General features: G+C 26.5%; 15 protein-coding genes and 1 pseudogene. 11 read left to right on the plus strand and 5 right to left on the minus strand.

From position 1 onward, the window contains the following. The 3 genes from AVBRAN12642_RS02395 to AVBRAN12642_RS02405 form a co-directional block, all read right to left on the minus strand. Nucleotides 1-715: cache domain-containing protein (locus AVBRAN12642_RS02395; RefSeq protein ID WP_336607901.1), on the minus strand; the 715-nt coding region annotated here is incomplete at its 3' end. A 67-nt stretch (nucleotides 716-782) separates the two neighbouring features. Next, nucleotides 783-2,135 carry a magnesium transporter gene (locus tag AVBRAN12642_RS02400; protein WP_336607693.1) on the minus strand — a complete coding sequence of 451 codons (1,353 nt, stop codon included), beginning with the start codon at nucleotides 2,133-2,135 and terminating at the stop codon, nucleotides 783-785. A 3-nt stretch (nucleotides 2,136-2,138) separates the two neighbouring features. Further along, on the minus strand, nucleotides 2,139-3,311 hold the full coding sequence (locus AVBRAN12642_RS02405) for a peptidoglycan DD-metalloendopeptidase family protein (protein WP_214116477.1): 1,173 nt from the start codon (nucleotides 3,309-3,311) through the stop codon (nucleotides 2,139-2,141). A 95-nt stretch (nucleotides 3,312-3,406) separates the two neighbouring features. On the opposite strand from AVBRAN12642_RS02405, the gene AVBRAN12642_RS02410 reads away from it, so the two are divergent. The 5 genes and pseudogenes from AVBRAN12642_RS02410 to AVBRAN12642_RS02430 all read left to right on the plus strand — a co-directional run bounded on the left by AVBRAN12642_RS02410 (nucleotide 3,407) and on the right by AVBRAN12642_RS02430 (nucleotide 7,315). Then, nucleotides 3,407-4,108: a plasminogen-binding N-terminal domain-containing protein gene (locus AVBRAN12642_RS02410; RefSeq protein WP_214116480.1), complete on the plus strand. Its 702-nt coding sequence runs from the start codon at nucleotides 3,407-3,409 to the stop codon at nucleotides 4,106-4,108. A 214-nt stretch (nucleotides 4,109-4,322) separates the two neighbouring features. Further along, nucleotides 4,323-4,631: pseudogene (locus AVBRAN12642_RS09870) on the plus strand (lipoprotein required for motility); the annotation flags it as partial. Then, the gene (locus tag AVBRAN12642_RS02420; protein WP_214116482.1) at nucleotides 4,607-4,993 is read left to right on the plus strand and encodes a hypothetical protein; all 387 of its coding nucleotides are present in this window, start codon (nucleotides 4,607-4,609) and stop codon (nucleotides 4,991-4,993) included. The pseudogene AVBRAN12642_RS09870 and the gene AVBRAN12642_RS02420, both read left to right, overlap by 25 nt. Beyond that, nucleotides 4,990-6,285 (plus strand): sigma-54-dependent transcriptional regulator, encoded by a 1,296-nt coding sequence (locus AVBRAN12642_RS02425; RefSeq protein ID WP_336607902.1) that lies wholly within the window; start codon nucleotides 4,990-4,992, stop codon nucleotides 6,283-6,285. Before AVBRAN12642_RS02420 ends, AVBRAN12642_RS02425 begins: the two co-directional genes overlap by 4 nt. Before the next feature lies 1 nt (nucleotide 6,286). Continuing rightward, complete coding sequence (locus AVBRAN12642_RS02430; protein WP_214116494.1) at nucleotides 6,287-7,315, plus strand: aspartate-semialdehyde dehydrogenase; 1,029 nt, start codon at nucleotides 6,287-6,289, stop codon at nucleotides 7,313-7,315. 34 nt (nucleotides 7,316-7,349) lie between these two features. Here the strand turns inward: AVBRAN12642_RS02430 and AVBRAN12642_RS02435 are convergent, their stop codons facing one another. Further along, the gene (locus tag AVBRAN12642_RS02435) at nucleotides 7,350-8,531 is read right to left on the minus strand and encodes a hypothetical protein (protein WP_336607903.1); all 1,182 of its coding nucleotides are present in this window, start codon (nucleotides 8,529-8,531) and stop codon (nucleotides 7,350-7,352) included. 2 nt (nucleotides 8,532-8,533) lie between these two features. Continuing rightward, a complete protein-coding gene (locus AVBRAN12642_RS02440; protein WP_214116498.1) occupies nucleotides 8,534-9,094 on the minus strand; it encodes a uracil-DNA glycosylase family protein in 561 nt (186 codons plus the stop codon). An 88-nt stretch (nucleotides 9,095-9,182) separates the two neighbouring features. On the opposite strand from AVBRAN12642_RS02440, the gene rpmH reads away from it, so the two are divergent. The 6 genes from rpmH to mnmE are packed head-to-tail and all read left to right on the plus strand — an operon-like array spanning nucleotide 9,183 to nucleotide 13,475. Continuing rightward, entirely contained in the window at nucleotides 9,183-9,320 is a 138-nt protein-coding gene (rpmH, locus tag AVBRAN12642_RS02445) for a 50S ribosomal protein L34 (RefSeq protein WP_214116499.1), read from the plus strand. Further along, nucleotides 9,308-9,646, plus strand: a complete 339-nt coding sequence (gene rnpA / locus AVBRAN12642_RS02450; protein ID WP_275592001.1) for a ribonuclease P protein component — start codon at nucleotides 9,308-9,310, stop codon at nucleotides 9,644-9,646. The genes rpmH and rnpA overlap by 13 nt, the downstream gene beginning before the upstream one ends. A gap of 1 nt (nucleotide 9,647) precedes the next feature. Beyond that, nucleotides 9,648-9,980: a membrane protein insertion efficiency factor YidD gene (gene yidD, locus AVBRAN12642_RS02455; protein ID WP_214116501.1), complete on the plus strand. Its 333-nt coding sequence runs from the start codon at nucleotides 9,648-9,650 to the stop codon at nucleotides 9,978-9,980. Between the two features lie 9 nt (nucleotides 9,981-9,989). Beyond that, entirely contained in the window at nucleotides 9,990-11,537 is a 1,548-nt protein-coding gene (yidC, locus tag AVBRAN12642_RS02460) for a membrane protein insertase YidC (protein WP_214120382.1), read from the plus strand. Then, entirely contained in the window at nucleotides 11,524-12,153 is a 630-nt protein-coding gene (locus tag AVBRAN12642_RS02465) for a Jag N-terminal domain-containing protein (protein WP_336607697.1), read from the plus strand. Before yidC ends, AVBRAN12642_RS02465 begins: the two co-directional genes overlap by 14 nt. Beyond that, nucleotides 12,150-13,475 (plus strand): tRNA uridine-5-carboxymethylaminomethyl(34) synthesis GTPase MnmE, encoded by a 1,326-nt coding sequence (gene mnmE / locus AVBRAN12642_RS02470; RefSeq protein ID WP_336607904.1) that lies wholly within the window; start codon nucleotides 12,150-12,152, stop codon nucleotides 13,473-13,475. Before AVBRAN12642_RS02465 ends, mnmE begins: the two co-directional genes overlap by 4 nt. The last annotated feature ends 145 nt before the right edge of the window (nucleotides 13,476-13,620 follow it).

Below are 13,620 nucleotides of genomic sequence, written 5' to 3' on the forward strand. Positions count from 1 at the left end.
GATTATTTAGTGGGCGAGTGATTTGGAATTTTACGAAGATAATCATTAATATTAAAATTATAGCTGCTATAACAACTGCTGCTAATGTAAATTTGTAATTTGAGCTACTAATAACTTCATCAATTATTTTACCTACTTCAGCGATTTCTTGATTTGTTATATCCATATCTATTGTGCAACCATAGATAATATCCATATTTTTATCTTTTTTAGTATAGGTAATGATATTTCTGTTTTTATTAGCTACCTTATCAAAGAATGTAACTTCTGTAAAACCACCACCTGCTAAGCCATTCTTAACAAATTTTTCTACATAGCTTTCGCCTTTAATATCTAAATCTGCTTTTAAATTCTTTCCTACTTTTTCTGGTTGATAATGAACTAAATAAGTTCCATCTGAATTAACAGCAAAAAATCTAATATTTGTGCTATCTAAATTCATACCTTGAAGATATTCAATTGTGCTTTCAAGTGCATCTTCAGGTCCATCTCCGGCTTTTACGAAGTCTTTAAATAATTTTTCAGAAAAATTATAAAATCCAAATACAATGCTTTTTGCAGCACTTCTAGCATCTTTTACTGCTAATTCTTCTACTGTTTTAGTTGTTACATCGTCAATTTCTTGCATTCCTTTGTTAGAAATAAATATTAGGCTAATACCTAAGATACACAAACTAATCAGTATACATAACGAAAGTTTTGTTGAAATTTTCATTTCATCTCCTTTTTCATTGAAAATTAAATCATTAATTTAAACATAATTTTGTTAAAAGTAGATTAAATTATAACAATATTACCTTAGCAAGTAATAAAAAGCTAAAAAACCCTAAAGCATCGGTGGTTGCTGTTAGTAAAACTGCACTACCTAGTGCAGGGTCAAATCCACATTTTTTTAATACCAAAGGTATTAATGAGCCAATTAAACCTGCAAAACCTAAATTTAAAATCATTGATATAAATATCACAAGGCTTAGCATTGGGATTGAAAACCAAAAATACGCAACAGCTCCTAACACAATGGCAAAAATCGTTGCGTTTGAAAACGAAATAGCAATTTCTCTTAATAATATATGTTTTGAATTCTCATAACTTAATTCACCTAAAGCAAGTTTTCTAATAGTTACTGCAAGTGCTTGTGAGCCAGTATTTCCACCCATTGATGCAACTATTGGCATTAAAGCTGCAAGTGCTACTAACTTTTCTATTGCATCAGAAAACATTGCGATAACATGGGCTGAAATTAGCGAAGTAATTAGATTTACAATAAGCCATTTAGCCCTACTTTTAGCTGCTTTTATAGTATTTTCATCTTCGCTATCAATATCTCCAACCCCTGCAAAGTTATACATTTGCTCTGTTGCATAGTCTTGGATTAAGTCGTGTATATCATCATAAGTTATTCTTCCTAATAATTTATTATTATTATCAACTACAGCAATTACACTTAAATCATAGTCTTGAACCATAGAGATAGCATCATTTATAGTGTCATAATCTCTAATAAAATGTAAATCTTTTGCTAAATCTTCATTTTTATCTAGAATTTGCTGAAAAGTATCTTTAAATTCATATAAAATTAAATCTCCTACATGCAAACTATAAATTAATTTTTCATTCTCATCGGTTATAAAAAGTTGGATTATATGTTCTATTTCTTCGCTTTTTTTAAGCTCTTTATATTTGCTAATAGCACTTTCTAGAGTATCACTAAGCTTTGCGGTAAAAATCTCTGTTTGCATATAAGCACCAGCTTTTTCATCATCGTAGCGTTTTAAGAATAAAATATCATCTTGTTCGTCTTTACTAAGATTTGAAAAAATTCTATTTGCTTTTTCATCATCAATTTCTTCAATGCTTTGCATTAAATCAGTTGCATCATCGCTTTCTAATTCGCCTAATGCTAAAGCTAATTTTTTGCTTGAAGATAATTTCAAAACATCGCTTAACATATGTTCAGGCATTAGCGTTGCGATATTTCCTAAGTCTTCATCATCAAGACTTTTAATTATGTTTTCATAAGCTTCATAATCATCATTTTTTATTATTTTTAGGGCTTCTAATAATTCAGCGTAGCTAACATCTTTTTCATCTAAAAAATCTTGTATTATTTCAAAAGCTACTGCTGTATTTTTCATATTTTAATTAAGCTCCACAATATTTTCAAAATTCTCTTCTTTTATAGGAGTTATTTTACTTTCTAATATATGCTTAATTTCACTTATATATTCTTTAGTTATTAAATCAAATTTTTGCTTTTCTTTGCCTACTAGACCATCTTTTGCAACTCTAACAACTGTTGCTGGGTTAATTGCTGCATTGTTTTTATACATACCAAAATGTAAGTGCGGCCCTGTGCTAAGACCTGTAGTTCCTACATAGCCAATTACTTGACCTTGTTTTACACTATCTCCTATTTTATATTTACCAAATTTGCTTAAATGTGCGTATAAAGTCATATAGCCACTTGAGTGATTTACTTGAACTACATTTCCATATCCGCCTTTTACTCCTCTAAACATTATTTTTCCAGCACCTGCTGCTTTTACTGGTGTTCCTGTTGGTGCTGCATAATCTATTCCTAGATGGGCTCTATATTTTTTTAAAATAGGATGAAATCTTCCTGGGTTAAATGGAGAACTAATTCTAACATTTCCAACAGGCAATATAAAAGTATATGTTTCTAATTGTTTTCCGTTTTCATCGTAAAAATCATTATCTCCATATTTAAATATATAATAAGGCTTTTTATTGACTTCAATCATAGCTGATTTTATATTTGCATCTCCATAAATTCTACCTAATCTTCTTTTTTGAGAATAAACGATTACTACCCTATCATCTTTTTTCATTCCTGTATAATTAATTGTTCCTGCATATGCTCTAAGTAGAGCGCTTGCTAATCTAGAGTTTTGAGTATTGTCTATAATATCTTGATATACTGATTTATTTATTTTAAATGTTAAACTTGTTTCTTCAACTTTATAAGTAATTGGAGTAAATGTTATAGCATATTTATCTTCTAAATCCTTATATATTTGTATTTGTAAAGTTTCGCTTATTGGTATTAAAATTTGCTCTATATTATCATTTTCATCTCTTAATATTTGATATTTAACCCCAGCTATAATTTCTGCTGTTAGTTCTTTATCTTCTTTATCAAGATTATGATATATGCTTAATGGAATTTGATTTTTTTGTAAGAAAAATAAAAAACTCTCGCCTCTTTCCCATATTAATTCTTCCATTTTTAATTCTTTTGAGAATAAATTTAAACTTAAAAAAATAGATAAAACTAATATGATTTTTCGCATTATTTTCCTTTAAAATATGATAAAATTTCCAAAATAAGGCAGACATTTTACTTTTTTTTGCTTATAATTTAGTAATTTAATTTTAAAGGGATAATATGTTTAAGAAAACTTTTATTTTAATATGCTTTTCGGTTTTTGCATTTGCTAATCAATTTATAAATGCTGTTATTGACAAGATTGATAATGGCTATGCTTATGCTCATATAGTTGATGCAAAATATGATGAAAATAATTTAAAAAATGGCGCTATTGTTATTAAAGATATTGGAGAATATTCTATAATTGTTGCTAGAGCTAGTTTTGTAAATAATGAGAACAATAATATTAAATTAGAGTTATATACATTTTCTGATTTAAAACAAGATGCTTTACCATTACCTATATTAACTCCACAAATAGGCGATAGAGTAATTTTTAATAATTATATTGAGCATACATTATTAATAGCTCCTAGTCAAAAAATATATGATAGTATTAAAAATAAATATAACAATTTTATATATTTTGATACTAATGTTTTAGCAGCGAATTTATACGCTAAAAAACAACTAACTCCAAATAGAAATGATTTAAGAGAATTTTGTAGAACTTGGGCTATTGGCAGTGTGATGGTTGCATTAAAAAATAACTTATATTTATATGAATGTTCTTCTTTAAAGAAAATAGCTGAATTGGATAATAATTTAGAATATAATCAAATTGATGAAATAAATTTTTATTCAAATATTTCTAAGCAATTAAGCAAAACAACAGATTATTTTTCATATTATAACAAGCTATTTAAAGAAAAGGAATAATAATTGCTTTGAAGCAATTAAATAATTATTTAAAGGAAAAATCGTGAAAAGATTAGGCACCATCGCTTTAGCTATATTTATTTGTGCTTGTGTTCCACAAAAAAAAGAAACAACAGTTCAAGTAGAAAATAACACTCAAAAAACAGCTTATAAAAAAGCAAGTTATCAAGAGCCTGTTTTAAGTCCTGAAGAAGAAGCAGTAAGACTTATGATTTTTAGTTCGGTAGGAGAGGGAATTCCACCTCAAAACACAGTTTCGCAAGCTCAAGCATTAGCACTTGCAAAAAGAGCAGCATTAGCTGATGCTTATCGTCAATTAGCTGGCAAACTTTATGGGGTTAGAGTAAATTCTAGAGAAAATGTAAAAGATGCAATGCTTAGAAGCTCGTTAATTACAACATATGTTAATGGACTTATTAAAAATGCAAACATTACCGGAGAAGGATTTAAAGATGGTCTTTATACGGTTGAATTAGAATTAAAAATTGATAAATATAAATGGAACGAATTGTTCTCATATTAATTAGCTTTTTAGGATTATTAAACGCTGCAAATCCTGATTATATATTTTGGGCTAGATTAAGTACTACTAATCTAGTCCTAACTAACGAAGAATTTCACTTAAGTAGAGCAATGAGTATTGATAAAAAAGCAAGGTATACTTATGTTTGTGAGATTAATGCTACAAAGTCTAATATTTATGATAGTTTAAAAGACCAACAAACAAATTTAATAGATTGTGTTAATAAAGCGATAGTGAGTGAATATGTTGATGTCAATAATTTTAAAGCAAGTATAAAAACTCATTTAAGATTATTGCCAATTTATTTTAAAGCAGAACTTGCTCAAGGTAAAATATTGATTTACACAAAGGATAAGGTATGAAAATAGCCATAGTTGAAGATGATATTAATATGAGAAAATCCTTAGAATTATCATTAAGTGATGATTATGAATTAAAAACTTATAAAAATCCAATTGATGCTTTAAAAGAATTAGATGATAGTTTTGACTTAATAATAAGTGATATTAATATGCCTAAAATGGACGGACTTGAGTTTGTAAAAACAGCTTTAGAACAAAAAATTAGTGCTGAGTTTATAATTATTACAGGAAATGCAACTTTAAATAAAGCAATTGAAGCACTAAGACTTGGAGTAAAAGATTTTTTAACAAAGCCATTTGATTTGGATAAATTATGTGAAGCAATAAATAGAGCAAAAATTATTAGAGAAAAAAAAGCTAATAAAATCAAAAAAGAAATTCCAGTAAAACAAAATGGATTTTTAGGTTCATCAAAAGAACTTGAGAATTTAAAAACAATAGCTTTAAAAGCAGCTAAAACAAATGTCAGTGTATTTTTAAGCGGTGAAAGTGGAGTTGGTAAAGAAGTATTTGCAAAATTTATTCACGAAAATAGTAAAAGAGCAAATAAGCCTTTTATAGCTATTAATATGGCTGCTATCCCTGAAAATTTAATAGAGAGTGAATTGTTTGGATATGAAAAAGGAGCTTTTACAGATGCTAATTCTAGTAAATTGGGCTTATTTGAGTTAGCTAATGAAGGCACTTTATTTCTTGATGAAATAGGCGAAATGAGTGCTAGTATTCAAGCTAAGTTATTAAGAGTTTTACAAGAAAAAACCATACAAAGATTAGGTGGCACAAAATTAATTAATATAGATGTAAGAATTATAAGTGCTAGTAATATAAACATACAAGATAATATTAAAAATAATAAATTTAGAGCAGATTTATTTTATAGATTAAATACAATTATGCTAGATATTTTGCCTTTAAGACAAAGAAAAGATGAAATAATAGAAATTGCTAATGCTACTTTAAATAGAATTTGTAATGAGTATGATTTAGGGGAAAAAACTTTTAGCAAAGAAGCTATAAAAGTATTAAATGATTATAATTATCCTGGAAATATAAGAGAATTGATTTCCATTGTTGAAAGTGCTGCAATTTTAAGCGATGAAAATATAGTAAAAGATAGTGATTTAAGGCTTAATTTTACTAATAATAATAAAAATAATATAAATGACTTAGAATTTGAATTAATTAAAGAAGCTTTAAAGCAAGAAAAGGATATAAAAGCAGCTTCTAAATTAATTTCAATGAGCGAAAAAGTTTTTAGAGAAAAAATGCAAAAATACAATTTAGGAGAGTGAAATGAAAAATATTGCAATCATTGGTGCAACAGGTGCTGTAGGCGAAGAAATATTAAATGTATTAAATGAATACAATTTTCCAGTAAAAGAACTAAGATTATTAGCTAGTAAAAATAGTGCTGGTAAAGAGATTGTATGGCGTGATGAAACTTATGTTATAGAAGAATTAGATGAGCATAGTTTTGATGAAGAAGATGTTGATATAGCATTCTTTTGTGCGGGTGGAAGTATAAGTGAAAAATATGCAAAAATTGCAGCAAATAAAGGTGCTTTGGTTATTGATAATACAAGTTATTTTAGAATGATGAATGATGTGCCTTTAATAGTGCCTGAATGTAATCCTGGTGATTTTGAAAAACATAAAGGAATAATTGCAAATCCAAATTGCTCAACCATTCAAATGGTGCAAGTATTAAAACCACTTGATGATGTATTTGATATAGAAAGAGTTGATGTTAGCACTTATCAAGCGGCAAGTGGAGCAGGGAATTTAGGTATGAGTGAGCTTATGGAAGGTCTTCAAAAAGTATTTGCTTTTGAAGAAATTAAACCGTCAAAATTTACTTATCAACTAGCATTAAATCTAATTCCACAAATTGATGTATTTACTGATAGCGGCTATACAAAAGAAGAGCTAAAAATGGTAAATGAAACTCAAAAAATTATGAATAAAAAAATGCAAATTAGTGCTACTTGCGTTAGAGTGCCAGTGCTTAGAAGTCATAGCGAAAGTATTACAATTACTTTTAAAAATAATGTAGATTTAACAAAAGTAAGAGAGATTTTAAGTAAAGCTCCAAGCGTTGTATTGATGGATAATCCAAATACAAAAGCACATAATGAAGATAGTGAAAATGAAGAGTTACGCTATCCAATGCCTTTATTTACAAGCAATACGAATGAAACTTATGTTGGTAGAATTAGAGTTGATTTAAATAACCCTAAGATTTTACATTTATGGTGTGTAGCTGATCAAATTCGTGTTGGAGCAGCAACTAACGCAGTAAGAATTGCTTTATTATCTTTATAAAATTACTTAAAACTAAGAATTTAAATTCTTAGTTTTATTTTTGTTCGCTAAATTTTGATTGTTTAGCATTCATAATTCTTACATTAAAATGTATTGAATTACCTATAAAATTATCTTTAAATAATCTATCTTTTTTGTTTGAATATAGCTCGTGATAGTAGTAATCTAATCCAACGCTAGTTGAATAAGCTATCCAGTTATAAGCTATTTTTTGCCCTAATAAATCATTTATATACTCTATTTCTTCATCAATTTCGCCTATCGAATTAGCAAAATAAAACATAGACCTTTCGTTTTCTTGGCTTAGGTTTAAAAACATAGGATGATAATTAATTTGAGTGCTTAAATATTTATTCGGTCTAATACTTAAAGCTCTTATTTGTGTTGCCAAAAGAGTTGTTTTTACTAATGGTATATTAAAAAATACGCTAGAATTATTTAATTTCCAAGCATCACTTAAAGCCGAATTTACATTTAGATTTTTCTTTTCAATAGTTTTAAGAGAAATTATATTGCTTTGTTCTCTTATATTATCAGTTATTTTACTTGCTAGTAAGCTATCATCTTTAAATACAGCGATTTTATTATTTGAAATATTTATTAGTTTTGCAACTTGTTCTTGATAATCTATGCTACCAAATGTAAAATTAGAATTTACATTATCAAAATCACTAGATTTTGCTAATGGATTAAATACTGCAATATTTGTAATACTTTTGTTTAATACATTAATGCCGTTTTTTTGAAATCCTGTAATAATTAGTGAATAATCGTGTAATTGGCTTATGATAGGAGCTATATTAGCTTCACTTTCATCTCCTGTAAAATATACTTTCATATATACTTTATCATTTTGTTTCATAAGATATGCAAGTGCAGGAGAAATTATATTACTAGAATAAGATTTTACAACTTTTTCTGGTATAACTAAAGCTATTTTAATTGTGTTTAATTGTTGTTTTTTAGGTAAATCAATATATTCAATTCCATTAAGAAGTTTTACATAAATGTTATTTAGTTTTTCATCATTAGAATTAAATCTTGTTATATAGCTTATGTAAAGACCTTTGTATAATAAGTCTTTTAGACATTCATCAGAGCATTTTTCTTTTTCGTAATTAACATAAAAAACCTTTGCTGGCTCAATTTTGACTAATTCTTGTTTGGCAGCAATAAGATTTGAGCATATTAACATTGTTGTTAATAATTTTTTCATAATTATTCCTTTATTTTTTTTAAGTTATTTATAAAATCATTTTCATAACTTGGATTTTTTTTAATAAAGCTAAAGCTGTAATTTAGCAAAACTTTTCTTTTTTTACCATAAAAGTCATAAAAAATAATATCTCCAATATTAAAATTTGATAATTGTAATATATTTTTTAAATTTTCTCCTAATAAAATTATAATATTTGCTTCACTTTCTAAAAGTTCATTTAAAAAATACTGATAGCACTTTAAAATATTTTCTTGTTTATATTGATTTGAGCATTTTACTATATTTGTAATATATACATTATTTAAATTAAGATTTAAATTCTTGCTTAAAATACTATTAAAATATTCAGCATCATTGTCATTAAAACCAATATCGCTTAGTATGAAAATATTTGATTTAATTACTTTATTTGTATAAAAATTATTTTTACTTTTGTATAAATTGCATAATTTGCAATTTTTTATATCTTTTATATTGTAGTTTTTATTAACGCTTAACTTATCGTTGTAAAAGGAAAATCCGAATAATTTTAAGTAATGTAAATATGTATTTTTATCCATAAAATTTATTTTATATCAAAAATACTTAAAAATAATTAAGTTATTTGTGATAGAATATGCGTTTAATTTTTTTATTTAAGGAAGAAAAATGCCAAAAAGAACTTATCAACCACACAATACACCTCGCAAGAGAACTCACGGATTTCGTGTAAGAATGAAGACTAAAAATGGTCGTAAAGTAATCAATGCAAGACGCGCAAAAGGTAGAAGAAGATTAGCAATCTAAAGGAATTTTCTAGCATAAATGATTCTAAAGATTTTGCTAGACTTTATAAAATTGGTTCAAAATGGTTTGCTAAAAACTGCGTTATTTATCACGAACCAAGCGAAGTTAAAAAAATTGCAGTAATCGCAAGTAAAAAAGTAGGATGTGCTGTTGTAAGGAATAGAACTAAAAGATTAATAAGAGCTATTTTTTTACAACTTTATCCAAATATAAGTAGCGGTTATTACATATTTGTAGCAAAAAAAGGTTTTAGTGATTTAGGTTATTTTGAATTAGAAAAGAATATTAAGTGGAGTCTTAAAAGGTTGGGGTGTTTAAAGGAATAAAATGTTTAGGTATTTAGCTGTTAAATTAGTTGAATTTTATAGATATTTTTTAAGTCCTTTAAAGCCTAAATCTTGTAGATATTATCCAACTTGCTCTCAATATGCGATTATTCAACTTCAATATAATAATTTTTTTAAAGCACTTTTTTTAACAGCTTTAAGAATTTTAAAATGTAATCAATTATTTGTAGGTGGTTTTGATTATCCTATAATTAAAATTAAACATAAACCTATTATGCTTTTTACACATCAAAATAAGATAAAAAAACTTAAAATGATTTTTGTTCCAAAAGATAAACAATTTTATTATATAGTAAAAGTAATATTCAAATAAAGGAAAAATATGTTTGATAATATGTCTCAACAAAAAAGGATTATAATTGCTGTAGTTTTATCTATGGTTTTTTTTATAGGTTATGATTTTTTAATCCCTAAACCAGTTGTTACTAATACTCAACAAATTCAAAAGCAAGAAGTTAGTAATATACAAACAAAAACTCAAAATATCGGAGATATTAAAGCAATAAAAACAAATAATATTATTGCTAGTGTTAATAATGAGCATTTTGATGTTCAAATCAATGAAAATGGAGAAATTAGTAGTTTTATTTTAAAAGATGAAAGATTTTTAAATGAAACAAATGAAGCTATTAATTTAGTTGATAAAAATACTACTTTATATCCTTTATCTATGGTTTTTTATGATAGTGAATTTAATAAAGAATTTAACAATACAACTTTTAAAGCAAATAAAAGTAGTGTAAATATTGGTGAAGAGCTAGTTTTAAGTAAAGATGTAAATGGTGTAATTGTTAATAAAATTATAACATTCAAAGAAAATGGTTTTTATCAAGTAAAAATTACTTTTAGTGATAATAAATTAAGAGATTATGTTATTACTCCAGGTGAGCGTCCGAATGTTTTAGCAGATACTTTAACAGTTCATGGTGCTATGATTTACAAAAATGATGATACTAAAGTAGATTATGAAGATGGAGATATAAAATCAAATGATGAAAGAGTTGAAACTGATTCTATAATAGCTGCATTTTCTGATAGATACTACACAAGCACATTTTATAATTTTGAAAAGCCATTTAAGGTAGTTGTTAAAAATCACAAAGATTTATCAGTTGGTTATGTTGTAGCTAGTGGTAATGATACATTTAATGCTTATATTGGTCCAAAAGAGCATAAAATTTTAGAAGCTGTTAATGAAAAACTTACAAATGTGGTTGAATATGGTTGGTTTACTTTTATTGCTAAACCAATGTTCGCATTTTTAAGTTTTATATATTCACATGTAGGCAATTGGGGTTGGTCTATTGTTATTCTTACGATAGTTGTTAGAATTTGTCTTACATATCCAACTTATAAAAGTATGGTTTCTATGCAAAAATTAAAAGTTTTAGCTCCAAAAATTAAAGAAATTCAAGAAAAATATAAAGGTAATCCACAAAAAATGCAAATGCATATGATGGAGCTTTATAAAAAACATAAGGCAAATCCATTAGGCGGATGTCTACCAATATTAATTCAAATTCCAATATTTTTTGCAATTTATAGGGTATTATTAAATGCTATTGAGCTTAAGGCTGCTCCTTGGGCTTTATGGATTAATGACTTAGCAATACATGATCCTTATTATATTTTACCAATTTATATGGGTGCTACTATGTTTTTACAACAAGTTATAACTCCTATGACTATACAAGACCCTACACAAGCTAAGATTATGAAATTTTTACCTTTAGTATTTGTGATATTTTTTATAAATTTCCCAGCAGGTCTTACATTGTATTGGTGTGTAAATAATACATTTTCACTAGCTCAACAATGGTTTGTAAATAAAATTTTTGCTAATAAAGAAGGAAAAAATGCAAATAGTTGATAGAACACTAGAAGGTGCTATTGATAGAGCAATTAAGGAAACTAATTGCTCTATTAGAGAATTAGAGTATGAAATAATTCAATTGCCAAAAGCTGGTTTTTTAGGTTTTTTTAAAAAAGATGCAATAATTGAAGTAAAAGTTAAGAAAAAAATTGAAATTAATATTATTGAAGATATTGCAAAAGATTTAAAAAATTTATTTTGTAGTGAATATTTTGATGTAAGAGATGTTGTGGTAACTCCAGCTAATGAAAATAGTGTAAATGTAGAATTTATTGCAAATTCTTATGAAAGTTTAATAGGAAAAGACGCACATAAATACAAAGCACTAGATACTATTGTAAATCATCTAATAAACATTAAATACAATCTTCACGCAAGAGTTGAGATTTGTGGTGTTCTTGCCAAATTAAGAGAAAATCTTGAAAAGCATTTAAGCGAAGTAAAGACAAAAATTGATGAAGTGGGTAAGGCTCAAACAAGACCATTAGAAACAAGTTTATTAAATCTAGTATATGAAGAATTATTAAAAGAATTTTCTCATAAAAATATAGTTATAAAAGATAGTTCTTTAGGAAGATACATTGCAATTTATGGAGAATTTAAAAAACAATGAATAGCACAATAGCAGCACTTGCTAGTGCTAGTGGAAATGGTGCTATTAGTATTATTAGATTAAGTGGGGAAAAAGCTTTAGAAATAGCATCAAAATTATTAAGTCAAAAAAACGCAGAAAAATTAAAAAATAATCCCCGCTATGCTCACTTTTTTAAACTATTTTACGAAAATGAATTTGTTGATGAAGGCATTATAATTTATTTTAAAGCCCCTTTTTCTTTTACTGGTGAAGATTGCGTAGAGTTTCAAATTCACGGCGGTTTTACAAACGCACAAAATATACTTATGATTTTAAATAAATTAGGTGCTAGATTTGCAAGAGCAGGGGAATTTAGCAAAAGAGCTTGCTTAAACAATAAAATGAGTTTAGAAAAAGCACTTTTAATAAATGAATTAATTGCTGCAAAGAGTGAAAATGCAAGAAAAATAATATCTAAGAATATAGATGGAGCTTTTAAAGAATTAATCACTAACACCCAAGATGAGTTAATTAAAACTTTAGCTTATTTAGAAACTGCAATTGATTATGCTGATGATGATTTGCCTGAAGATATTTTAGAAAATGCTAAAGCAAAACTACTTAATAACGCTAAAGAATTAGAAACAATTGCAATTAGAAGCGAGAAAAAAAGAGGCTTAATAGAAGGATTTAACCTAGCAATTATTGGAAAACCAAATGTAGGTAAAAGCTCTTTATTAAATGCTTTATTATCATTTAATAGAGCAATAGTTAGTGATATTGCAGGAACTACAAGAGATAGTATTGAAGAGTATTTAAACTATCACGGACATTTAATAAAATTAGTTGATACTGCAGGAATTAGACAAAGTGATGATTTGATAGAAGAATTAGGTATTAAAAGAAGCTATGAGGCTATTAATAAGGCTGATATAGTATTGTTTTTAATTGATTCATCAAAAGAATGCTTAGAAGATGAATTAAAACTTTTAGAATACATTAAAAATAGTGGTAAAAAATATTTTATAGTTCAAAATAAAAGCGACTTAGCACAAGTAAATACTTTAGAAGGTATTAAAATATCAGCATTAAATAATGATATAAAAGCTTTAGAATTTGAATTAAAAAATTATTTAAATTCTCAATTAGACAATGAATTGGTTTTAACAAATACTGATTTAATAAGTGCGTTTTATAGTGCTAGTGAGAATATTTATTTAGCTATAGATAATTTTAATGAGCTTGAAATTTGTGCTTATTATTTAAATGAAAGTTTAAATAAACTATCTCTTTTTGGTAAAAAAACAGGAAGCGATGAATTGTTTGATGCAATGTTTTCTGAGTTTTGCTTGGGTAAGTAAAAATTCATTAAGCTTTTTATGTAAAATTACACTACCCTAGACAACGCGGGTTTAATATATTCGGTCTAACAGATTTTTTTATGTGATTAAGTTTAAGCAACCGTGTTCTGTGATGCAAGTAATTGTGAATTGCAGCCTTTAATGC

It is taken from the genome of Campylobacter sp. RM12642 (assembly GCF_020137635.1).
Taxonomy (GTDB): domain Bacteria; phylum Campylobacterota; class Campylobacteria; order Campylobacterales; family Campylobacteraceae; genus Campylobacter_E.

What these genes read in the sequence shown, in the direction of transcription:
- yidC (WP_214120382.1), top strand. Translation starts at nt 9,990, where the DNA reads ATGTTTGATAATATGTCTCAACAAAAAAGGATTATAATTGCTGTAGTT.
- AVBRAN12642_RS02420 (WP_214116482.1), top strand. Translation starts at nt 4,607, where the DNA reads ATGGAACGAATTGTTCTCATATTAATTAGCTTTTTAGGATTATTAAAC.
- AVBRAN12642_RS02410 (WP_214116480.1), top strand. Translation starts at nt 3,407, where the DNA reads ATGTTTAAGAAAACTTTTATTTTAATATGCTTTTCGGTTTTTGCATTT.
- yidD (WP_214116501.1), top strand. Translation starts at nt 9,648, where the DNA reads ATGTTTAGGTATTTAGCTGTTAAATTAGTTGAATTTTATAGATATTTT.
- mnmE (WP_336607904.1), top strand. Translation starts at nt 12,150, where the DNA reads ATGAATAGCACAATAGCAGCACTTGCTAGTGCTAGTGGAAATGGTGCT.
- AVBRAN12642_RS02430 (WP_214116494.1), top strand. Translation starts at nt 6,287, where the DNA reads ATGAAAAATATTGCAATCATTGGTGCAACAGGTGCTGTAGGCGAAGAA.
- AVBRAN12642_RS02405 (WP_214116477.1), bottom strand. Translation starts at nt 3,311, where the DNA reads ATGCGAAAAATCATATTAGTTTTATCTATTTTTTTAAGTTTAAATTTA.
- AVBRAN12642_RS02400 (WP_336607693.1), bottom strand. Translation starts at nt 2,135, where the DNA reads ATGAAAAATACAGCAGTAGCTTTTGAAATAATACAAGATTTTTTAGAT.
- AVBRAN12642_RS02440 (WP_214116498.1), bottom strand. Translation starts at nt 9,094, where the DNA reads ATGGATAAAAATACATATTTACATTACTTAAAATTATTCGGATTTTCC.
- AVBRAN12642_RS02425 (WP_336607902.1), top strand. Translation starts at nt 4,990, where the DNA reads ATGAAAATAGCCATAGTTGAAGATGATATTAATATGAGAAAATCCTTA.
- rpmH (WP_214116499.1), top strand. Translation starts at nt 9,183, where the DNA reads ATGCCAAAAAGAACTTATCAACCACACAATACACCTCGCAAGAGAACT.
- AVBRAN12642_RS02465 (WP_336607697.1), top strand. Translation starts at nt 11,524, where the DNA reads ATGCAAATAGTTGATAGAACACTAGAAGGTGCTATTGATAGAGCAATT.
- AVBRAN12642_RS02435 (WP_336607903.1), bottom strand. Translation starts at nt 8,531, where the DNA reads ATGAAAAAATTATTAACAACAATGTTAATATGCTCAAATCTTATTGCT.